The following is a 20,537-nucleotide window of genomic DNA, read 5'->3' as shown; positions in this document are numbered from 1 at the left end:
GTATTAGCAGCAGGTTGCCGGAACGTAATGTTTTGTATTTTATTGTGGGCTTGTTAAAGCTCCCTTGTCGGTTTGATTACCCCTATGGTTAGATTTAATCAATCAATGATGTTGGGTGGATGACCATGAGCCATTATTCAGCAGCGAAGGAGTCAGGCCCAACAGCGCTTTTATTTATTAATAAACATGCGCGGAATGGCGATTCCTCAGCTCGCTATGTGAAAGAATTATTGCAACAAAGCCAGATCAGTATCGTCGAACCGGATGAAAAAGAGACGGGTTCGTGCAGTGATATTATACGTGCGTATGCGGATCGGGTGGACTTTGTCATTATTGGCGGTGGCGATGGCACGCTAAATTCAGCCGCGCCAGGTCTGGTGGATACTGGCTTGCCGCTGGGCGTGCTGCCCTTAGGGACAGCGAATGACTTTGCCCGTACGGTGGGAATCCCCCGAGAGATTCGACAGGCCGTGCAGGTTATCGCTAGCGGGCAGCGGCGCGCCGTTGATTTGGGTGAGGTTAACGGGCATCTGTTTTTTAACGTCTCCAGCATTGGGTTTTCTGCGGCATTGGCGCGTGGGCTGTCGGCGAAATCCAAGAAGCGTTGGGGCACATTGGGCTATGCGCTGGCGGCCTTCAAGCTTTTGAAGCAAAGTCGTCCTTTCCGCGTCGAGATTGAGCATGACGGCATCAAAGAGCGGGTGAGAACCGTGCAGGTGTCGGTGGGAAACGGGCGTTTCTACGGCGGCGGCATGGCGGTGGCAGACAGTGCCGCGCCCGATGATGGTCGGCTGGATGTGTATAGCCTGGAGGTGTCTCACTGGTGGGAAATGGTGGCACTGATCCCCTTTATCCGTAAGGGAACGCATGGTCGCTGGCGCAAAGTCCGCGCTTTTTCTGCCAGACAACTGACGTTGAATACCTCGAAGCCGCACGATATCAATGCCGATGGTGAGCTGATTGGCAAAACGCCAGCGGTATTCGGGATCAGAGAAAAGGCGATTCAGGTTTTTGCGCCACCGCGCTGATGCCGTAAATAGGGGCGAAAACAAACAGGGACACCGCGCGGTGTCCCTGTTTGTTGATAAAGGCTGATTCAGCGGATTATTTAAATACGCGGAAACGCTCTTCAAAGGAAATATAGGTTTTCTCACCGGCTGGTTGCTCGACTGAGCCAAATGGCATTTGAGCACGCAGTTTCCAACTGGCTGGCAGATTCCACTGTGATTTAACATCATCGTCAATCAGCGGATTGTAGTGCTGGAGCGAAGCGCCAATTTTTTCCTGCGCCAGCGTAGACCACACGGCAAACTGAGCAATACCGGTTGAATGTTCAGACCAGACCGGGAAGTTATCGGCATAAAGCGCGAATTTTTCCTGTAGCGCTTCAATCACGGCGGTGTCTTCAAAAAACAGGACGGTACCTGCGCCAGCGGCAAAGGAAGCCAGTTTATTTTCTGTCGGGGCAAAAGCGTCTGCCGGTACAATTTTCTTCAGCTGCTGCTTAACAATATCCCACAGTTTGTGATGCTGCTCGCCGAACAGAATCACAACGCGTGAGCTTTGTGAATTAAAAGAGGAGGGGCTTTCATTAACGGCTTCGGTAATGAGGGCGGTAACCTGATCTTCTGATATCGGTAACTTATTGCCGATGGCATAGATTGAACGACGGGCCTTGATTGACTGCAAAAAAGCATTACTCATGGTGTGTTCCTCAGTTTACGTGATGATTCGCCTTGATAATGTGTCACTGATTTTCGCCGTATTCAATGGCTTATCGTGCCGGATGCCAATCTTTCCTTTGTCAGCCCGCTCCGCCGCAGACGTCGCAGTGCGGGTTTTTCGGCAGCATCATTTCGCGAAATTGCAGCGTCATCGCATCGAACATCAGTAGTCGACCTGTCGCTAGTCTGCCGTAACCGGTTAGCAGCTTAATGGCTTCCATCGCTTGCAAACTGCCGATGGTGCCTACCAGCGGCGACATCACGCCTGCCTCGACGCAGGTCAGCGCATTAGCACCGAACAGACGGCTGAGACAATGATAGCAAGGTTCCTCGGGCTGATAGGTAAAGACGCTGATTTGGCCTTCCATCCGAATTGCCGCCCCAGAGATCAGCGGCTTCGTGAGTTGAAAGCCAATGCGGTTTAGGCGGTTGCGAATAGTAACGTTGTCGGTACAGTCCAGCACAGCGTCGTGTTTGCTGACCAGTTCGCTCAACGCCTCGTCATCGAGATCGCCATCAACCGTATCGAGCGAAAGGTGGGGGTTCATATCGGATAACGTCAGACGCGCGGATTCGACCTTCGCCATGCCGATACGGGCATCGCGATGCAGAACCTGACGTTGCAGGTTAGATAGAGAGACGGTGTCAAAATCCAGCAGTGTTAAATGGCCGACGCCCGCCGCGGCCAGATACTGCGCGGCGGCACAGCCTAGCCCACCCAGACCGACAATCAGCAGGCGCGACGCCTTTAGCTTTTCCTGTCCGTCGAAATCAAAGCCGCGCAGCACAATCTGTCGGTTGTAGCGCAGCATCTCTTCATCGCTCAGCTCCGGCAACATGCTCAGTGCCCCAGCAGCGCGTTGAAGGGCTCGATTTCAACCCATTCGCCAGCGGCGACGTGGCCACGATCCTGCTCAAGCACGATGAAGCAGTTACCGAGGCTGAACGAACTGAAAACGTGTGACCCCTGATGCCCGGTGGTTCTGACTTCCAGCTCGCCCTGCGCGTTGCGACTGAAAATACCGCGCTGGAAATCGGTGCGCCCCGGCGTCTTTTTCAGTGCGCTGGTGGTTTTGACGCGAACCCGTGGCGGTAAGCGCCATTGCGTATAGCCAGACAGGCGAGCCAGCAGTGGCTGAACCAGTTGATAGAACGTCAGCGCAGCAGAAACCGGATTCCCCGGCAGGCCGCAGAACCAGGCGTGTTGCAGTTTGCCAAAAGCGAAGGGCTTACCGGGTTTGATCGCCAGCTTCCAGAAGTGGATATCGCCCAGTTCATCCAGCATTTGCTTGGTGTAATCCGCTTCGCCAACGGAAACGCCGCCGCTGCTAATCACCAGATCGGCAAGCTTATCTGCTTCATGAAAAGCGGCGCGTAGCGCTGCCGGATCGTCGCGGATAATCCCCAGGTCGTGAACCTCGCAGCCTAGCTGTTCCAGCATCAAACGGACGGCGAAACGGTTGGTGTCATAAATTTGGCCGTCTGCCAGCGGTTCGCCGACGGGTTGCAGCTCATCACCGGTTGAAAACACCGCGACTTTCAGACGGCGCACCACGTCAATCTGCGCAATCCCCAGCGAAGCCAACAGCGGCAGCTCCGCCACGCCAAGCTTGCAGCCAGCAGGCAGCACGCTGGCACCTGCCTGAATGTCTTCTCCCGCCAGACGAATATTCTGGCCGGGTTTTACCTCATGTGGAAAGCGGATGCCGTTCTCGCTGACGTCAACCTGTTCCTGCATGATGACGGCGTCGGCTCCTGCGGGAATCGGCGCGCCGGTCATAATGCGAATGCAGGTTCCAGCAGGCCAGTCGCCGGTGAAGGGCGCGCCAGCAAACGCTTTGCCGGCCAGCGGCAGCGTTGCTGAAGCGGATAAATCGGCGCAGCGTACGGCATAGCCATCCATCGCGGAATTGGCGAAAGGTGGGACGTTAATCGGGGAAGCGATGGCATGGGCGGTAATCCGTCCTGCGACGTCGAACAGGGATACGCGCTCTGTCTCGGTAAGGGAAGGAACCTGAGAAAACATGTTTTCCAGAGCTTGTTCAAGAGTCAGTAAACCTGCGTTAACGCTTTCCATCTTCACTCCACAGTGTGTTTCATCAATACGACTGATTTCATTAATATGATTTATTTCATCAGTAAGAATCGTGTTCCGGCAACGCGTCATTCATGGGCGAAAACTCGTTTCCTATGCCAGTATTAATTATGTCAGAGTTCGTAACGTGGGTGAATGTACGCAGGTCAAGGAATAGGGCTTTTATACCCGTCATACTTCAAGTTGCATGTGCGTTGGCTGCACTAAGTCACCCGAATCACTTACTTGAGTAAGCTCATCGGGATGCCTTCTCTTGCCGCCTGCCTGAAACTCGAATTATTTAGGGTATAGCGCATGACTCGTCGGGCATCAAACGACAAGGATGAGGTGCTAAAGCGTCACTTTTTTCCCACAAGTCGAACCATTTCGGGCAAAAGTGGGCGGATTTGCAGGACATATTGCCCCTGATGGCGTGTCTTTATGACAATTAACTTAATGTTATAAAAAGAAATTTTTCACCGTGCCGATTTCAGTTTCCGCTTTACATCATACCTTGCGCTAAATATAGTCGAAAATCGCTGATAATTTGTCCCTGACCGCGTTGCGCTGATTCCAGCCGCATTTATATGGAGATTCGCCGTTCATGTCGCCCACACAGGATCATTATGCCTCGCTGTCTTCCCCTGTTCCGGGGCTGATTTTGCCTGAAAAACGGGTGGTGGAGGTGCGCAACCTGAGCGTCTATTTTGAGCAGCAGGGGCAGCGGACAGATGCGGTGCGTAATTTGACGTTCTCTGTCGATCGGGGCGAGACGCTGGCTATCGTCGGAGAATCGGGATCGGGTAAGTCGGTAACGTCGCTGGCGCTGATGCGGCTGGTTGAACATGCGGGCGGCGTGATTCATCAGGGCGATATGCTATTTCGCCGTCGCGATGGGCAGGTGCTGGATATCCGCGGTGCCCGTCAGCGTGCGATGCGCGCATTGCGTGGGGCGGATCTGGCTATGATCTTCCAGGAGCCGATGACGTCGCTAAATCCGGTTTTTCCCGTCGGCGAACAGATTGCCGAGTCGATTCGTTTACATCAGGGGATGGACAGACGCGCCGCGCGAGCAGAAACCTTGCGCATGCTGGATCTGGTCAGAATACCGGAAGCGCGCAACGTGCTGGATCGCTATCCCCACCAGCTGTCTGGCGGTATGCGCCAGCGGGTGATGATTGCGATGGCGCTCTCCTGCAAGCCGTCGCTGCTGATTGCCGATGAACCGACGACTGCGCTGGATGTCACCATTCAGGCGCAAATTCTGCAGCTTATTCGTGTGCTACAGCGTGAAATGGAAATGGCCGTGATTTTCATCACCCATGACATGGGCGTGGTGGCGGAAATGGCCGAGCGCGTACTGGTTATGCACCGTGGGGAAAGCGTCGAAGCGGGGAGCGTTGGGCAGATCTTTACTGCACCGCAGCATCCGTATACTCAGGGGCTGTTGGCGGCGGTACCGGCGTTAGGGTCTATGCGCGGCCAACCGTTCCCGGAAAAGTTTCCGCTGCTGGATCAATACTCGGGGCGTATTGCGGACAACGTACCGCAGGATACCGTTCCCGCGCAGTCAGAACCGATCTTACAGGTGAGCAATCTGGTGACGCGTTTTCCCATTCGCAGTGGTTTATTGAACCGCGTGACCCGACAAGTGCATGCGGTGGAAAACGTCAGCTTCGATCTCTGGCCGGGGGAAACGCTTTCGCTGGTTGGTGAATCGGGATGCGGCAAATCCACCACCAGCCGTGCATTGCTCCAGCTAGTTGAAAGCCAGAAGGGCGAAATTGCTTTTAATGGTCAGCGAATCCATCAGCTGAAAGGGGCTGCGTTACAACACCTGCGGCGTGATATTCAGCTGATTTTTCAGGATCCCTATGCGTCGCTGGATCCCCGTCTGACGGTCGGTTTCTCGATTATGGAACCGCTGCTGGTTCACAACATTTGCCGTCGGCAGGAAGCGGAAAAGCGCGTTGAGTGGCTGTTGTCGCGCGTCGGGCTGGAGCCAGAACACGCCCGCCGCTATCCGCATGAATTTTCCGGCGGTCAGCGCCAGCGCGTTTGCATCGCCAGAGCGCTGGCGCTGAACCCGAAAGTGGTGATTGCGGATGAAGCGGTATCCGCGCTGGACGTGTCGATTCAGGCACAAATCATCAACCTGATGCTGGAACTGCAACGTGAATTCGGCATCGCGTTTTTATTTATTTCACATGATATGGCGGTGGTTGAGCGTATTAGCCATCGCGTGGCGGTGATGTACATGGGACAAATTGTCGAGATTGGCTCGCGGCAAGATGTATTCGAGCGCCCTCGGCACCCTTATACCCGCAAGCTGATGTCGGCAGTACCGGTTGCCGATCCCTCACGCCGTCAGCGTGAGCAGGTGCTGCTGGTTGATGAAATACCCAGCCCGATTCGGGCGCTTGGCGACGAGCCGATCACGGCGCCTTTGGTTCAGGTCGGTGAGCGGCACTTTGTTGCGCACCATCCAATAGCAGGCGCGTATTGACAGGGATTCACAAGGAGAACGTAGCATGAGCGTAATGACGATAAAGCAGCGCTGGTTAGTGGTCGCAGGCGTAACCGCTGCGATGGCGGCTTCACCCGTCTGGGCGGCCAAAGATGCGGTTATCGCCGTGGGTTCCACGTTTACCAGCCTGGATCCGTATGATGCCAACGATTCGCTATCGCAGACGGTGGCGAAGTCCTTCTATCAGGGGCTCTTTGGCTTCGATAAAGAGATGAAGCTGGTGAACGTCCTGGCGGGCAGCTATGACGTGAGCCCCGATGGTCTGACGTATACCGTCAAGCTGCATCCGGGTGTCAAATTTCACGATGGAACGGCGTTCAACGCCGCCGCCGTGAAAGTGAATCTGGATCGCGCCAGTAACCCCGACAATCGCCTGAAGCGATATAACCTGTTCAAGATGATCGAAAAAACCGAGGCGGTTGACGATCTGACGGTGAAAATTACGCTGAAGACGCCGTTCTCGGCGTTCGTTAACAATCTGGCGCATCCGGCGGCGGTGATGATCTCGCCAGCCGCGTTAAAGCAGTACGGCAAGGACATTGGTTTCCATCCGGTCGGCACCGGCCCGTACCGTTTTGTGACCTGGAATCAGACCGATTTTGTCAAAGTCGAGAAATTCAACGGCTACTGGAAGGCCGGGCTGCCGAAGCTGGACAGCATTACCTGGCGTCCAGTCGTCGATAACAATACGCGTGCGGCGCTGCTGCAAACCGGTGAAGCGCAGTTCGCTTATCCGATACCGTTCGAGCAGGCCAAAGTGCTGGAGAAAAATGACAAGCTGGCGCTGGTGGCGTCGCCGTCGATTCTGCACCGCTACATCAGTATGAATGTCACGCAGAAGCCGTTTGATAACCCAAAAGTGCGCGAGGCGTTGAACTACGCGATCAACAAAGAGGCGCTGATTAAAGTGGCGTTCTCCGGCTATGCGACACCAGCCGAAGGGCCACTGCCGAGCAGCATTGATTATTCAGTAAAATATCATCCGTGGCCTTACGATCCGGCCAAAGCGCGCGAACTGCTGAAAGAAGCGGGCTACCCGGATGGCTTCACCACTACGCTCTGGTCATCGCATAACCACAGTACGGCGCAGAAAGTCTTGCAGTTCACGCAGCAACAGCTGGCACAGGTCGGGGTGAAAGTGCAGGTGACTGCGATGGATGCAGGACAGCGCGCAGCGGAAGTGGAAGGCAAGGGCGTGAAGGAAACGGGCGTTCGCCTGTTCTACACCGGCTGGTCGGCCTCGACGGGTGAAGCCGACTGGGCGCTGTCGCCACTGTTTGCCACGGCTTCCTGGCCACCCGCACAGTTCAACACGGCGTTTTACAGCAATCCGCAAGTCGATGCGGATCTGGCGAATGCGCTGAAAACGACGGATCGGACGGAAAAGCAGAAGCTATACAAAGATGCACAGGACAAAATCTGGGCAGATGCACCGTGGATTTTCCTGGCGACAGAGCGCCTGGTGTCGGCGAACAGCAAAAAACTGACCGGGTTCTACGTGATGCCGGATACCTTATTCAGTTTTGAGGATGCCGATTTAGCGGAGTAATCCGCTGCAAAAGAATGACCAGGGAGTCGGGTGGCCGTGAGGCTGCCCGCAGTGGTCAACACACGTTCACTTATAGGGAGTCCGACGCATGTCTGTGGAAAACTGTTCATGCTGAATTATTTTATTAAACGACTACTGGGACTGATTCCCACGCTCCTGATTGTGATGGTGCTGGTGTTCCTGTTCGTTCATCTGTTACCCGGCGATCCGGCGCGTTTAGCCGCCGGGCGGGAAGCGGATGCTGCCGTTATTGAGATGGTCCGGCAGGATCTGGGGTTGGATAAACCGCTGCCGCACCAGTTCTGGCACTTCTTTACCAATATCCTGCAAGGGGATTTTGGTACGTCGATCGTATCGAAACGCCCCGTCACCGAAGAGATTGCCATGCGCTTTATGCCGACGTTTTGGCTGACGGTGTGCAGCATGGTGTGGGCCGTAATTTTTGGCATGGCGATCGGTATCGTGTCCGCCGTGTGGCGCAACGGCTGGCCGGACAGAATCGGGATGACGCTGGCCGTCTCCGGTCTCTCTTTCCCTGCGTTTGCGCTCGGCATGCTGTTAATGCAGGTCTTTTCTGTTGAACTGGGATGGCTGCCGACGGTGGGGGCAGACACCTGGCTGCACTATATTTTGCCCTCTCTAACGCTGGGCGCAGCCGTGGCGGCGGTGATGGCACGGTTTACCCGCGCGTCGTTTGTTGATGTCTTGCAAGAAGATTATATGCGTACGGCGCGGGCAAAGGGCGTGCGCGAATCGCTGGTGGTGGTGAAGCACGGGCTGCGCAATGCGCTGATTCCGGTGGTTACGATGATGGGGCTGCAATTTGGTTTCTTGCTCGGCGGTTCAATCGTCGTGGAGAAGGTCTTCAACTGGCCGGGGCTAGGACGGCTGCTGGTGGATGCGGTGGAGATGCGCGACTATCCGGTGATTCAGGCCGAGGTGCTGCTGTTTTCGCTGGAGTTTATTCTGATCAATCTGCTGGTAGATATGCTGTATGCCGCGATTAACCCAGCCATTCGTTATAAATAAGGAAAGGGAATGAGACACTGGCGACGTAACGCTATGCTGGCAACGCTCCCTGTCATTAGGGATAAATCGGTTCGTACGCCGTGGCGTGAATTCTGGCGGCGCTTTCTTCGGCAACATGTCGCGGTCATTGCTGGCGTGTTTGTGCTACTGCTGATTGCGATCGCGTTTCTGGCACCGTACCTGATCCCCTATGATGCCGAGACCTATTTCGATTATGAGCGCCTGAATGAAGGTCCGTCGGCGGCACACTGGCTGGGGGTGGATTCATTAGGACGTGATATTTTCAGTCGGATCCTGATGGGGACGCGTATCTCGCTGGCGGCGGGCATTCTTTCGGTGCTGGTCGGGATGATTATCGGCACGACACTCGGTCTGGTGGCGGGTTACTACGAAGGGTGGGCGGACAGGATCATCATGCGCCTATGCGATGTGCTGTTTGCCTTCCCCGGTATTCTGCTGGCGATTGCCGTTGTGGCGATTATGGGCAGTGGGATGGCGAATGTGATTGTCGCCGTCGCGATTTTCAGCATTCCGGCTTTCGCCCGTCTGGTGCGCGGCAATACGCTGGTGCTAAAGCAGCTTACTTACATCGAATCGGCCCGCAGCATCGGTGCCAGCGACCGGACGATCCTCTTTCGGCATATTTTGCCCGGTTCGGTGTCTTCTATCGTGGTGTTTTTCTCGATGCGCATTGGGATGTCGATCATCACGGCAGCCAGCCTGTCATTTTTAGGGCTGGGCGCACAGCCGCCGATGCCGGAGTGGGGAGCGATGCTGAATGAAGCGCGGTCGGATATGGTGATTGCCCCGCACGTCGCGATCTTCCCTAGTCTGGCGATCTTTCTGACGGTTCTGGCGTTTAATTTACTGGGTGACGGTTTGCGCGATGCGCTCGACCCGAAATTGAAAAACTGAATAAAAAAGCAGTGATAAAAAAAGCGCGGCATTTGCCGCGCTTTTTAGCAGTCAGACCGTTAGAACGAGGTACGTTTGTAGCTGCGGTACTGCGGTTGCCAGAAGTTATGGTCAATCGCCTTCTGCAACGCATCGGCTGACGTCACCACGGCTGCGCCTTGCAGCTGTGCGGCTTTACCCACATCCAGTGCAATACGCTTGGACACCTGCTGGATATCGGACAGATCTGGCAGCAGCGCGCCTTCACCGTTATTCGCCAGCGGCGAGCAGTCAGCCAGCGCACGGCTCGCGGCCATCAACATACCGTCAGTGATACGTTTGGCACCCGACGCCAGTACACCTAACCCGATACCTGGGAAAATGTAGGAGTTGTTGCACTGGGCGATAGGGAAAACTTTGCCCTGATAGTTAACCGGAGCGAACGGGCTGCCAGTTGCGACCAGCGCTGCGCCTTCTGTCCAGCGAATGATATCTTCTGGACGGGCTTCCACGCGGGATGTCGGGTTAGACAGCGGCATCACGATAGGACGCGCGCAGTGCTTGTGCATTTCACGGATGATTTCTTCCGTGAACAGACCCGGCTGGCCGGATACACCGATCAGGATGGTCGGCTTGGCATTGCGTACCACTTCCAGCAGTGAAATCGCGTCGCTGTTGCAATCCCAATCAGCCAGCAGTTCACTTTTCTGCACCAGCTTGCTCTGGAAATCGAGCAGGTTCGGCAGCTTGTCCGTCAGCAGACCGAAGCGGTCAACCATGAAGACGCGTGCGCGTGCTTCTTCTTCGCTCAGCCCTTCAGACTTCATCTGTGCGACGATTTGCTCAGCGATACCACAGCCTGCGGAGCCCGCACCCAGGAAGGTCACGGTCTGATCGCGTAGCTGAGTGCCTGCTGCACGGCTGGCGGCAATCAGGCTGCCAATCGCAACGGCGGCGGTGCCCTGAATGTCATCGTTAAAGCTACAGATCTCATCACGATAGCGGTTCAGCAGCGGTGTCGCATTTTTCTGTGCGAAGTCTTCAAACTGCAACAGCACGTTCGGCCAGCGGCGCTTAACGGCCTGAATGAATTCGTCAACAAATTCATAGTATTCGTCGTCGGTGATACGCGGGTGGCGCCAGCCCATGTACAGCGGATCGTTCAGGCGCTGCGGGTTGTTGGTGCCGACATCCAGAACGACAGGCAGAGTGTAGGCTGGGCTGATACCGCCACATGCGGTGTACAGCGACAACTTACCGATTGGAATCCCCATGCCGCCGATACCCTGGTCGCCCAGACCCAGAATACGCTCACCGTCGGTTACAACGATGACTTTTACATTCTGCTTGGTGGCGTTTTGCAGCATATCGTCGATATGCGCGCGGTTAGGGTAGGAGATAAACAGGCCGCGTGCGCGACGATAGATATCGGAGAAGTGTTCACAGGCTTCGCCAACGGTCGGGGTGTAGATGATCGGCATCATCTCACTGAGGTGACCGTCCAGCAGGCGGTAGAACAGCGTCTCGTTGGTGTCCTGAATGTTGCGCAGGTACACGTGTTTTTCAATATCGTGTTTGAATTCCTGATACTGACGCCAGGCGCGTTCTGCCTGTTCTTCGATAGTTTCGACGGCTTCAGGCAGCAGACCATGCAGGTTAAAGTTAGCGCGTTCTTCTTCGGTAAACGCGCTGCCTTTATTCAGCAGGGGAAATTCAAGCAAGATTGGGCCAGCGTAGGGAATATGGAGAGGACGTTTGCTTTCGTATTCTAATTCCATGACTTTTTACTCTCGGATAACAGAAAAAACTCAGGTGTTGTCGATAAAAACTGTTGCGGATCTTAAATTACCCAGAAAATATGTACAGGAATTGTTAATTTAAATAGTTACAGATGGCTTGCATCTTAGTCAAAATGCAGGCTTTATCGATTCACCTCTCGTTTCTCACACTTCTCTTTGCTGAAATCCTGTGCTGACCTCTGCCGTTATTCCTCAATAAAGTGATGTTCAATGTCGGTACAGCCCAATTCAGCCAGCATAATTTGCGAAATGGCCCAGTGGCTGACAACCGCATGACGACGCTCAACGACAGCCGCGTGTTTAATGGTGCACGGTTCGTCACCAGCAAGGTTCATCAGATTCAATGCAACTTGCAAAGGCGGCAGGCTCGGGTTGAATGCCGCATTTTCTGCGTAGCGTCCGGTATAAATGTTGCCACTTGAGGTTTCCAGCGCAATGCCGCTGATGGCTTTGCTATAGGGCGCGTGGCTACGGTTGGCGGCATCCAGCGCCCGACGTGCAAGCGCGTTCACATTCTGCAAGGTTACGCCGTGGTTGACGTCATCCATCAGTAAGGTATCGATGTGCAGATCGACGGGGCCAAAGGAATCCGGCAGATAGTGGCTGAGCACCGCAGGCTGGCGACCCGGCAGTTGAATGCGTAGCGACGCGGCATTACGCAATTCATTCATAAACTGACGACAGTGGCCGCATGGCGTGTAGTTCACGGTCACGGCTCGCAATCCACGCTCATTGCGCATCCAGGCGTGGCTGACAGCGCTTTGTTCGGCATGCACCGTTTGCTGCAACTGAACCGCGCTGAACTCCATGTTGGCACCAAAGTAGAAATTGCCACTGAGCCCTTGCGCAATTGCGCCAACCTGAAAATTCGAGATAGGCGCTTGTGCGCAGGCAGCGGCCAGAGGCAATAGCGCAAAGGCCAACGCGTCGGCGTCTAGCTGGCTGGCTTCGCAGACGGCATTCACGTCGTCTGCGGTGAGCATGGCGGCGAAATCGGGTTTATCGATCAAGGGACCGATCGCGGCTTGCAGACTGGCAGGTAATTGCTGGAAGGCGTTTTCAAATCGTGGATGCATATCGGCGTACTCTTTTTACCCGTCAATGGCGTCATGTTAGGTAGCAGAGTAGCAATAAATTGTGATCAAAATCTCTTTGTTGAATGAAAGGGATGCAAATTAACTGCTAAATGCGAGATGTATCTCAATTTTATGGCGGGGCGATGCGAGGCACGCACCATCTCCCGCTAGATTCAGCCTGCGACGTGCAAGAGTAGAGGGAAGATGAGCGGCGCAATCAGCGACGTGATGATCCCGCAGATGACCAGCGCCAGCGAACTGAATGCACCTTCCTGATAGTCAACCTCTGCACAGCGCGCCGTACCGAGTGCGTGTGAGGCGGTACCCATCGACAGCCCACGCGCGGCTTTAGTTTTAATACCGATGCGGTTGAACACACTGTGGCCTAAGACTGCGCCGAGAATACCGACAAAAATCACACAGACGGCGCTGATAGCCGGAATCCCGCCAATCGAGCTGGCGACGGCCATCGCAATCGGCGTGGTGACGGATTTAGGCAGCACCGAGGCGGCGATTTCTGGCGATGCCCCCATCCACAGCGCCACCAGCGTGCCGGAGATAATGGCAGTCAGGCTACCGATAAAGCACACGCTGATGATCGACTTCCAGCGCGCGCGAATTTGGTGCAGCTGTTCATAAAGCGGGAACGCCAGCGCGACCACCGCCGGTTGCAGCAAATCGTTAAGGACTTTACTGCCCTGAAAATAGTGCTCGTAGGGAATCTTCAATACCAGCAGCAGCGGAATAATAATCGCCATCGACACCAGCAGCGGGTTCAACAGGGAAATCCGGGTCAGCACGGCCAGTTTACGCGCGGCGAAAAAGACAATCAGAGTGAGGGGCAGCGACCACCACAAATAGCTGAACATTATTCATTATCCTTCGGCGGCGTACGATCGCCAGCCACGGCTCGTTCACGCTGCATTATCTGGGTACTGAAACCCACAACCAACATCACAATAAAGGTACTGATCAGGCAGGAAACGACGATAGGGCCAAACTGTTGGCTGACCAGATCGTAATAATTCATCACGCCGACGCCGATTGGGACGAACAGCAGCGCCATGTGACGAATAAGCAGGTGGCAACCTGGTTTTACCCACTGCGCGGGCAGAATTTGCGAGGCGAGAAGGGTGAACAAAACCAGCATGCCGATGATACTGCCGGGGATAGTGAACGGAAGTAACGCGGATACCGCATTGCCTGCCAGCAGGCAGAGATAAATCAATGCGAAAGCGCGTAAATACTGCCAGCACACGATGAACGTATTACGCATGGGAAATTCCTGATTAGCTGAGGGGATTATCATAACGCTAATGGAATTGACGTGCCACAGCTCACGAATCTTGTTGGGGAAGGGAAGACTCGCCTGCTTAAAGGGTGAACAAGGCCGTCCAGACTGAGCATGAAAAGGCGTGTTGGGTGGGATAAATTCGGTTCAGCCCCGACGATCGCATTGGTACGGGGCTGAACCGGAAGAAATGAAGGCGGCGACAGCGCTGTTATTTGATGTCTACGCTCCACTTAGTGATGTCGATCTGTCCGTCACCGCTAAAGATCTCGGTGCCAAACTCAACGCTACTGATATATTTTGTATTGCTCATCCAGTTCTTGGTTCCCACCAGATAGTTGGTGAAATGGCGAATATTGAGCGAGGCGTTATTAGTATTGGATGTGCGGACAAAAGAAAAGACATTCCAGCCTTTACCATTACCCGCATTGATCCAACCTTTGAATACGTTCCAACTGCTGCCGCCTAGGAAAACCGTTTCAATATAATCACCCGCAGGGCCGGCATTGGTATTATTTAGCCAGATCATCAATTCGTCGGTAGGAGCCGTGTCCCAACTGGCTTTATCGGTCGTGTGGAACCAAATATCATAAGCCGCGTTATAAGTCCCTGTGGCTTTGATGGAATAGGTGACGTTGCTGGTGATGCTCTTATTGCTGGATAATCTTATTGGTAATCCGCTATTTGCCGTATAGCCCGCAGTCCAGTGCCAGCCGCTTACCAGTGACGGATAGGCTTTGACGCTTGAGCTGCTGCTTGGCCAGTGCCAGTTCCACCCCATGCTGGTTGGGCTATTATAGAAAACGGTTTGCTGCCACCCTTTTACTTCATCTTTTCCCCAGACGTTATTGAATACATAATATTTATTATTTTCAAAATAGAGTTTATCTGCGTCCTTTGAGGAACTGGCGGCAGAAACCGTTAAGGGCGAGAGTAATAAAACAGACAGAATTGCGGGGAGAAAGGTGCGGAAAGTACGCGGCGAATGAGTATTCATAATAAGCATAATAAATCTCCTTTTAATATATGCTCGGGATGTTTCACTCTGAAATTTAGCACGTATTTAGTCAGTGTCTATGGCTGATTAAATATAAACTGTGGTGTGCTTAACAGTTTATTGTTATTTCATTCGATACCAGCATAATTTAACGTGTTACTCATGAATAAAATGAAAATCTTATTCATGAAATAATTATAAGAGCGGTAATGAATAGTGATGATACGACATAAAATAGGGAAAGTGATGTTAAGGCGCACGGGAGTGTGCGCCTTGAGCTGCCGATTATTTAAATAGCCGTTCATCACGAATCGCGGCACAGACCGCATCGGTCAGCTTACGCAGTTCATCAGGCTGAATGATAAACGGCGGCATCAGATAAATAAGTCGGCCAAAGGGACGAATCCAGACGCCGCGCTCGACGAAGAAACGCTGTAGTCGCGCCATATTAACCAGACGCTGCGTTTCCACCACGCCGATAGCGCCCAGTACGCGAACGTTCGCCACCAGCGGCGAATCCGCGCAGGGCTGCAGCGCTTCTCGCAGCTGCTGTTCAATCTGTTTGACCTGCTCCTGCCAGCGGTTCTGCGCCAGCAGCGATAAGCTGGCGTTTGCTGCCGCGCAGGCGAGCGGATTGCCCATAAATGTGGGGCCGTGCATAAAACAGCCCGCCGCGCCGTTGCTGATGGTTTCCGCAACTGTCCGAGTGGTCAGCGTGGCGGAGAGCGTCATATAACCGCCGGTAAGCGCTTTCCCCAGACACATAATATCGGGTGAAATCTCCGCATGTTCGCAGGCAAACAGTTTGCCGGTGCGGCCAAATCCGGTCGCGATCTCATCGGCAATCAGCAAGATCCCCCATTGATCGCACAGTTCCCGAACCCGACGCAGATAGGCCGGATGATAAAAGCGCATGCCGCCCGCACCCTGCACGATGGGTTCCAGAATCACGGCTGCGATCTCATGGGCGTGCGCTGACAGCATCGACTGGAGCGGCGCGATATCCGCTTCCTGCCAGTCGTCGGTAAAACCGCCTTCGTTGATCGCGGCGCATGGAGGCGCATCGATAAACAGGTGGGTCGGCAGATAGCCCTGATACAAGCTGTGCATCGAATTTTGCGGATCGCACACGGACATCGCACCGAAGGTGTCGCCGTGATAGCCATGACGCAGGGTGAGAAAGCGCTGACGGGTTTCACCGCGTGCTTGCCAATATTGCAGCGCCATTTTCATTGCCACTTCGACGGCTACCGAGCCGGAATCCGCCAGAAACACGCATTCCAGCGCATCCGGCGTGATGCCCACCAGTTGGCGGCACAACGCCACCGCCGCCGGATGGGTGATCCCGCCAAACATCACGTGCGACATCTGGCTGAGCTGAGCCTCCACTGCCTGATTGATCGTCGGATGGTTGTAACCGTGAATCGCTGCCCACCACGATGACATACCGTCAATCAGGCGACGCCCGTCATCCAACTGAAGCTCGACGCCGCTGGCTGATACGACCGGATAGCAGGGCAGCGGTTCGGTCATTGAGGTGTAGGGATGCCAAATATGGCGCTGGTCAAAAGCAATGTCTTCCGGGCTCATGATGATCTTTCGTAAACCAAAATAGATTCTATTTGGTTGACAGTATATCGGGTTAATTTACACTGGCGAAACGTTTTTAGTTTGGAGATGCCGAAGTGGCTGACCGCATGTACTGGACGCTTGAGCAAGCGCAAGACTTATTTAATAAACCCTTTCTGGAACTGATGTTTGAAGCGCAGCAGATCCACCGTCAGCATTTTGATCCCCGTCAGGTGCAGGTTAGTACGCTACTGTCGATCAAAACCGGTTCCTGTCCTGAGGACTGTAAGTATTGTCCGCAAAGTTCCCGCTACCGTACCGGGATTGATACCGAACGCCTGATGCAGGTTGAACAGGTGCTGGAGTCGGCCCGTCAGGCGAAAGCCGCAGGATCGACGCGCTTTTGTATGGGGGCGGCGTGGAAAAACCCGCACGAGCGTGACATGCCGTATCTGGAACAGATGGTGCAAGGCGTGAAAGCGATGGGAATGGAAACCTGCATGACGCTGGGGACGCTGCACAACGATCAGGCCGAGCGTTTGGCCTCTGCCGGACTGGATTTCTATAACCATAACCTCGATACCTCGCCGGAATTTTACGGCAGCATCATCACCACTCGTACGTATCAGGAACGTCTGGATACGCTGGATAAAGTGCGCGGCGCGGGCATTAAAGTCTGTTCCGGTGGCATCGTTGGGTTGGGGGAAACCGTGCGCGACCGCGCCGGGCTGCTGGTGCAACTGGCTAACCTGCCGACGCCGCCGGAAAGCGTGCCGATCAACATGCTGGTGAAGGTGAAAGGTACGCCGCTGGCGGATAACGATGATGTCGATCCGTTTGATTTTATTCGGACTATTGCTGTTGCGCGCATCATGATGCCAGCCTCCTATGTGCGCCTGTCTGCCGGACGCGAGCAGATGAGTGAGCAAACGCAGGCGATGTGTTTTATGGCCGGCGCGAACTCCATTTTCTACGGCTGCAAACTGCTTACCACGCCAAACCCCAAAGAAGACAAAGATCTGGCGCTGTTCCTCAAATTAGGTCTGAATCCGCAGCAGACGGGGACCGAGTACGGAGATAACCAACAGCAACAGCGGTTGGCGGAACAGCTGATTAACGCTGATAGCGAGCAGTTTTATAATGCTGCGGTATAACGTCCAGCCTGCAAATCGTCGGGCAAGGCGCGCTGCATCATGAGCTGGCAGCAACGTATTGACGCCGCGCTGGTACAACGCCAGCGCGATGATGCCTACCGTGTGCGGCGGGTGAATCAAGGCGGTAGCGGGCGCTGGCTGATGCAGGGCGACCGCTGCTACCTGAATTTTTCCAGCAACGACTATCTGGGGCTGAGTCACCACCCGGAGATTGTGCGCGCCTGGCAGCAGGGCGCTGAGCAATACGGTATTGGCAGCGGCGGTTCCGGGCATGTGACGGGATATACCGATGCCCATGCCGCGCTGGAAAATCAGCTTGCCGACTGGCTGGGCTACCCGCGCGCGCTGCTGTTTATTTCCGGCTATGCCGCGAATCAGGCGGTGGTGGCTGCGCTGGCACAGGCGGAAGACCGTATTTTTGCCGATAAGCTCAGCCACGCTTCACTGCTGGAAGCGGCTGCACAGTCACCCGCGACGCTGCGCCGCTTTAAACACAATCAGGTCGATAGCCTGCAAACTCTGCTGGAAAAACCGACGGGCGGTCAGACGCTGGTGGTGACCGAAGGCGTTTTCAGCATGGATGGCGATACTGCGCCGCTGTCTGCGCTGCAAGCTCAGTGTCGAGCGCACGATGCCTGGCTGATGGTGGACGATGCACACGGGATTGGCGTGCTGGGTGATGAAGGTCGCGGCAGCTGTTGGCAACAGGACGTTAAACCCGAACTGCTGATTGTCACGTTTGGCAAGGCGTTCGGAGTGAGCGGCGCGGCGGTACTGTGCGCGGAACCGCTGGCCGAGTATTTCCTACAATTCGCTCGTCATTTGATTTACAGCACCTCGATGCCTGCTGCACAGGCCTGTGCGCTGAGTACGGCAGTTAACTGTGTCCGACAGGGCGACGCGCGGCGCGAGGCGCTACGACGTAACATCGCCCAGTTCCGCGCGGTTTTTTCCAACTCCACCTATCAACTGATGGATTCACAGAGTGCGATTCAGCCGCTGATTGTCGGTGAGAACGCGCGGGCATTGGCCCTGATGAGCCAACTGCGTGAACAGGGCGTGTGGGTCAGTGCGATGCGCCCGCCGACAGTACCTGTCGGCAGCGCCCGTCTGCGGATTACGCTAACGGCGGAACATCAGCCGGAAGATATCAGTCGTTTGCTTACGGTATTGCACCATGCTGACAGAAAACTATAACAAGCAGGCGATTGCGCAGGCGTTTGGGCGTGCGGCGGGGTGTTACGATCGCTTTGCCGAGCTGCAACGTACCAGCGGAGAACGTCTGCTGGCATTGATGCCGCCGCACGGCGGTCTACAGGTGCTGGATGCGGGGTGCGGAACCGGGCATTTTAGCCGCCATTGGCGTCAGGCTGGTCACTATGTGACCGCGCTGGATTTATCGGTAGACATGCTGGCGTATGCCCGTGGACTGGACGCAGCAGACTGCTATCAGGAAGGGGATATCGAAAATCTGCCGCTGGCGGATGGCTGTGTGGATATCAGCTATAGCAATCTGGCTGTGCAGTGGTGTGACTCGCTACCGCGTGCGCTGGCCGAGCTGTATCGGGTTACGCGGCCGGGTGGCGTGATTGCGTTTGCGACGCTGGCGGACGGTTCCTTAAGCGAACTGTCACAGGCGTGGCAGCGATTGGACGGCACACAGCGGACGAATCGCTTTCTGCCGCTCTCCGCTATCGACGCGGCCTGTCAGCCATACCGGCATCATTTAGTTCAAGAACGTGAAGTCTGCCTTTTTCCCGATGTATTGACGTTGATGAAATCGCTGAAGGGGATTGGCGCGACCTGGCTGCACGAAGGGCGTACGCCGGGACTATTGAGCCGGACACGTCTGGCGGCGTTGTCTGCCCATTATCCGCAAGAGCAGGGCGGCTACCCGCTCAGCTATCAACTGGTTTATGGAGTGATTTATCGTGATTGAGCGCTGGTTTGTGACGGGCACGGATACCGAAGTCGGGAAAACGGTTGCGAGTACGGCGCTACTTCAGGCTGCGAATCAGGCAGGATACCGTACCGCAGGCTATAAACCCGTGGCGTCCGGCTGTGAAATGACGGCCGATGGCATTCGCAACAGCGATGCGCTGGCGCTTCAGGCCAATAGCAGCGTCCGGCTGGAGTATCAGGCGGTGAACCCGCTGGCGTTTATGGAACCGACGTCACCGCATATTATCAGTGCGGTGGAGCAGCGGCCTATCCATCTCCCAGCGTTGTCCGCAGGGCTACGGGCATTAGAAACGCAGGCAGACTGGCTGCTGGTCGAAGGCGCTGGCGGGTGGTTTACGCCGCTGTCAGAGCAGGATACGTTTGCTGACTGGGTGGTACAGGAACAGCTTCCCGTGATTTTGGTGGTCGGCATCAAGTTGGGTTGTATCAACCACGCGATGTTAACGGCCCACGCCATTCAACACGCGGGCCTGCGCCTTGGCGGCTGGATTGCTAATGACATCACGCCACCCGGAAAATGGCACCAGCCGTATCTGCAAACGTTGCAACAGCGCCTGCCCGCGCCGATGCTGGGCGAAATTCCTTATGTACTGGATCTTCAGCAGCATGATTTGGGACAATACGTTGATATTGGGCTATTAGCGAAATGAGTAACGCCATTAAAAATCGGGGTATTTTTAATATTGACTGATTATTTCATGCCAAATGATAATAGCGTTATTTATTATTTCCTCATTTAATGGGTTAATGCGGTATTCTTAATGGAAGCATTAATCCATTTCTTTTTTAAAAGCTACATTTCATTAATGTCTGGTCGTTCATGAAATAATGGTGATAGAATAAATATCGCAACATTTGTTTTATTAGATGTGTTTTTATTAAAAATATTTAT

Annotated in this window: 18 protein-coding genes; 9 read left to right on the top strand and 9 right to left on the bottom strand. The window is 54.6% G+C overall.

The window, feature by feature from the left end:
• The first annotated feature begins 119 nt into the window (after positions 1 to 119).
• A complete protein-coding gene (locus tag MYB54_RS14005; RefSeq protein WP_014914892.1) occupies positions 120 to 1,028 on the top strand; it encodes a lipid kinase in 909 nt (302 codons plus the stop codon).
• A 76-nt stretch (positions 1,029 to 1,104) separates the two neighbouring features.
• Here the strand turns inward: MYB54_RS14005 and MYB54_RS14000 are convergent, their stop codons facing one another.
• The 3 genes from MYB54_RS14000 to moeA form a co-directional block, all read right to left on the bottom strand.
• Positions 1,105 to 1,704 carry a nitroreductase family protein gene (locus tag MYB54_RS14000; RefSeq protein ID WP_014914893.1) on the bottom strand — a complete coding sequence of 200 codons (600 nt, stop codon included), beginning with the start codon at positions 1,702 to 1,704 and terminating at the stop codon, positions 1,105 to 1,107.
• Between the two features lie 100 nt (positions 1,705 to 1,804).
• Positions 1,805 to 2,563: a molybdopterin-synthase adenylyltransferase MoeB gene (gene moeB, locus MYB54_RS13995; protein ID WP_248720921.1), complete on the bottom strand. Its 759-nt coding sequence runs from the start codon at positions 2,561 to 2,563 to the stop codon at positions 1,805 to 1,807.
• Positions 2,564 to 2,565: 2 nt separating this feature from the next.
• Positions 2,566 to 3,801: a molybdopterin molybdotransferase MoeA gene (gene moeA, locus MYB54_RS13990; RefSeq protein WP_248720920.1), complete on the bottom strand. Its 1,236-nt coding sequence runs from the start codon at positions 3,799 to 3,801 to the stop codon at positions 2,566 to 2,568.
• A 601-nt stretch (positions 3,802 to 4,402) separates the two neighbouring features.
• On the opposite strand from moeA, the gene MYB54_RS13985 reads away from it, so the two are divergent.
• The 4 genes from MYB54_RS13985 to gsiD all read left to right on the top strand — a co-directional run bounded on the left by MYB54_RS13985 (position 4,403) and on the right by gsiD (position 9,818).
• The gene (locus tag MYB54_RS13985) at positions 4,403 to 6,304 is read left to right on the top strand and encodes a dipeptide ABC transporter ATP-binding protein (protein ID WP_248720919.1); all 1,902 of its coding nucleotides are present in this window, start codon (positions 4,403 to 4,405) and stop codon (positions 6,302 to 6,304) included.
• Positions 6,305 to 6,329: 25 nt separating this feature from the next.
• A complete protein-coding gene (gene gsiB / locus MYB54_RS13980) occupies positions 6,330 to 7,874 on the top strand; it encodes a glutathione ABC transporter substrate-binding protein GsiB (protein WP_248720918.1) in 1,545 nt (514 codons plus the stop codon).
• Between the two features lie 108 nt (positions 7,875 to 7,982).
• Positions 7,983 to 8,903, top strand: a complete 921-nt coding sequence (gene gsiC / locus MYB54_RS13975; protein ID WP_010280879.1) for a glutathione ABC transporter permease GsiC — start codon at positions 7,983 to 7,985, stop codon at positions 8,901 to 8,903.
• Positions 8,904 to 8,912: 9 nt separating this feature from the next.
• Positions 8,913 to 9,818 (top strand): glutathione ABC transporter permease GsiD, encoded by a 906-nt coding sequence (gsiD, locus tag MYB54_RS13970; protein WP_039500480.1) that lies wholly within the window; start codon positions 8,913 to 8,915, stop codon positions 9,816 to 9,818.
• A 59-nt stretch (positions 9,819 to 9,877) separates the two neighbouring features.
• On the opposite strand, the gene MYB54_RS13965 is transcribed toward gsiD, so the two are convergent.
• The 6 genes from MYB54_RS13965 to bioA form a co-directional block, all read right to left on the bottom strand.
• Positions 9,878 to 11,575, bottom strand: a complete 1,698-nt coding sequence (locus MYB54_RS13965; protein ID WP_039500482.1) for an NAD-dependent malic enzyme — start codon at positions 11,573 to 11,575, stop codon at positions 9,878 to 9,880.
• Positions 11,576 to 11,781: 206 nt separating this feature from the next.
• Positions 11,782 to 12,672: a cytidine deaminase gene (cdd, locus tag MYB54_RS13960; protein WP_248720917.1), complete on the bottom strand. Its 891-nt coding sequence runs from the start codon at positions 12,670 to 12,672 to the stop codon at positions 11,782 to 11,784.
• A 173-nt stretch (positions 12,673 to 12,845) separates the two neighbouring features.
• Entirely contained in the window at positions 12,846 to 13,541 is a 696-nt protein-coding gene (locus MYB54_RS13955; RefSeq protein WP_010280886.1) for a CidB/LrgB family autolysis modulator, read from the bottom strand.
• Positions 13,541 to 13,948: a CidA/LrgA family protein gene (locus tag MYB54_RS13950; RefSeq protein WP_010303345.1), complete on the bottom strand. Its 408-nt coding sequence runs from the start codon at positions 13,946 to 13,948 to the stop codon at positions 13,541 to 13,543. Before MYB54_RS13950 ends, MYB54_RS13955 begins: the two co-directional genes overlap by 1 nt.
• Before the next feature lie 226 nt (positions 13,949 to 14,174).
• Complete coding sequence (locus MYB54_RS13945; protein WP_248720916.1) at positions 14,175 to 14,969, bottom strand: GH12 family glycosyl hydrolase domain-containing protein; 795 nt, start codon at positions 14,967 to 14,969, stop codon at positions 14,175 to 14,177.
• A 276-nt stretch (positions 14,970 to 15,245) separates the two neighbouring features.
• Positions 15,246 to 16,550, bottom strand: coding sequence for an adenosylmethionine--8-amino-7-oxononanoate transaminase (bioA, locus tag MYB54_RS13940; RefSeq protein WP_014914905.1), 1,305 nt, complete (start codon positions 16,548 to 16,550; stop codon positions 15,246 to 15,248).
• Positions 16,551 to 16,645: 95 nt separating this feature from the next.
• Here bioA and bioB point away from each other — a divergent pair, with 95 nt between their 5' ends.
• Genes bioB through bioD form a run of 4 tightly spaced genes read left to right on the top strand, consistent with a single transcriptional unit; the run spans position 16,646 to position 20,295 of the window.
• Positions 16,646 to 17,683 carry a biotin synthase BioB gene (gene bioB / locus MYB54_RS13935; protein ID WP_010280900.1) on the top strand — a complete coding sequence of 346 codons (1,038 nt, stop codon included), beginning with the start codon at positions 16,646 to 16,648 and terminating at the stop codon, positions 17,681 to 17,683.
• 39 nt (positions 17,684 to 17,722) lie between these two features.
• The gene (gene bioF / locus MYB54_RS13930) at positions 17,723 to 18,880 is read left to right on the top strand and encodes an 8-amino-7-oxononanoate synthase (protein WP_248720915.1); all 1,158 of its coding nucleotides are present in this window, start codon (positions 17,723 to 17,725) and stop codon (positions 18,878 to 18,880) included.
• Positions 18,861 to 19,622 carry a malonyl-ACP O-methyltransferase BioC gene (gene bioC / locus MYB54_RS13925; protein WP_248720914.1) on the top strand — a complete coding sequence of 254 codons (762 nt, stop codon included), beginning with the start codon at positions 18,861 to 18,863 and terminating at the stop codon, positions 19,620 to 19,622. Before bioF ends, bioC begins: the two co-directional genes overlap by 20 nt.
• The gene (bioD, locus tag MYB54_RS13920) at positions 19,615 to 20,295 is read left to right on the top strand and encodes a dethiobiotin synthase (RefSeq protein WP_248720913.1); all 681 of its coding nucleotides are present in this window, start codon (positions 19,615 to 19,617) and stop codon (positions 20,293 to 20,295) included. Before bioC ends, bioD begins: the two co-directional genes overlap by 8 nt.
• Positions 20,296 to 20,537 lie beyond the last annotated feature (242 nt).

Origin of the sequence: Pectobacterium nicotianae (assembly GCF_023272715.1) — a bacterium.
GTDB lineage: Bacteria > Pseudomonadota > Gammaproteobacteria > Enterobacterales > Enterobacteriaceae > Pectobacterium > Pectobacterium brasiliense.
The sequence above is the reverse complement of the archived record's forward strand: the minus strand, read 5'-3'. Positions and strand labels throughout refer to the sequence as shown.

Excerpts from the sequence above, each read along its gene's own strand:
- MYB54_RS14005 (WP_014914892.1), top strand. The coding sequence starts at position 120 with ATGACCATGAGCCATTATTCAGCAGCGAAGGAGTCAGGCCCAACAGCG.
- MYB54_RS14000 (WP_014914893.1), bottom strand. The coding sequence starts at position 1,704 with ATGAGTAATGCTTTTTTGCAGTCAATCAAGGCCCGTCGTTCAATCTAT.
- moeB (WP_248720921.1), bottom strand. The coding sequence starts at position 2,563 with ATGTTGCCGGAGCTGAGCGATGAAGAGATGCTGCGCTACAACCGACAG.
- moeA (WP_248720920.1), bottom strand. The coding sequence starts at position 3,801 with ATGGAAAGCGTTAACGCAGGTTTACTGACTCTTGAACAAGCTCTGGAA.
- MYB54_RS13985 (WP_248720919.1), top strand. The coding sequence starts at position 4,403 with ATGTCGCCCACACAGGATCATTATGCCTCGCTGTCTTCCCCTGTTCCG.
- gsiB (WP_248720918.1), top strand. The coding sequence starts at position 6,330 with ATGAGCGTAATGACGATAAAGCAGCGCTGGTTAGTGGTCGCAGGCGTA.
- gsiC (WP_010280879.1), top strand. The coding sequence starts at position 7,983 with ATGCTGAATTATTTTATTAAACGACTACTGGGACTGATTCCCACGCTC.
- gsiD (WP_039500480.1), top strand. The coding sequence starts at position 8,913 with ATGAGACACTGGCGACGTAACGCTATGCTGGCAACGCTCCCTGTCATT.
- MYB54_RS13965 (WP_039500482.1), bottom strand. The coding sequence starts at position 11,575 with ATGGAATTAGAATACGAAAGCAAACGTCCTCTCCATATTCCCTACGCT.
- cdd (WP_248720917.1), bottom strand. The coding sequence starts at position 12,672 with ATGCATCCACGATTTGAAAACGCCTTCCAGCAATTACCTGCCAGTCTG.
- MYB54_RS13955 (WP_010280886.1), bottom strand. The coding sequence starts at position 13,541 with ATGTTCAGCTATTTGTGGTGGTCGCTGCCCCTCACTCTGATTGTCTTT.
- MYB54_RS13950 (WP_010303345.1), bottom strand. The coding sequence starts at position 13,948 with ATGCGTAATACGTTCATCGTGTGCTGGCAGTATTTACGCGCTTTCGCA.
- MYB54_RS13945 (WP_248720916.1), bottom strand. The coding sequence starts at position 14,969 with ATGCTTATTATGAATACTCATTCGCCGCGTACTTTCCGCACCTTTCTC.
- bioA (WP_014914905.1), bottom strand. The coding sequence starts at position 16,550 with ATGAGCCCGGAAGACATTGCTTTTGACCAGCGCCATATTTGGCATCCC.
- bioF (WP_248720915.1), top strand. The coding sequence starts at position 17,723 with ATGAGCTGGCAGCAACGTATTGACGCCGCGCTGGTACAACGCCAGCGC.
- bioC (WP_248720914.1), top strand. The coding sequence starts at position 18,861 with ATGCTGACAGAAAACTATAACAAGCAGGCGATTGCGCAGGCGTTTGGG.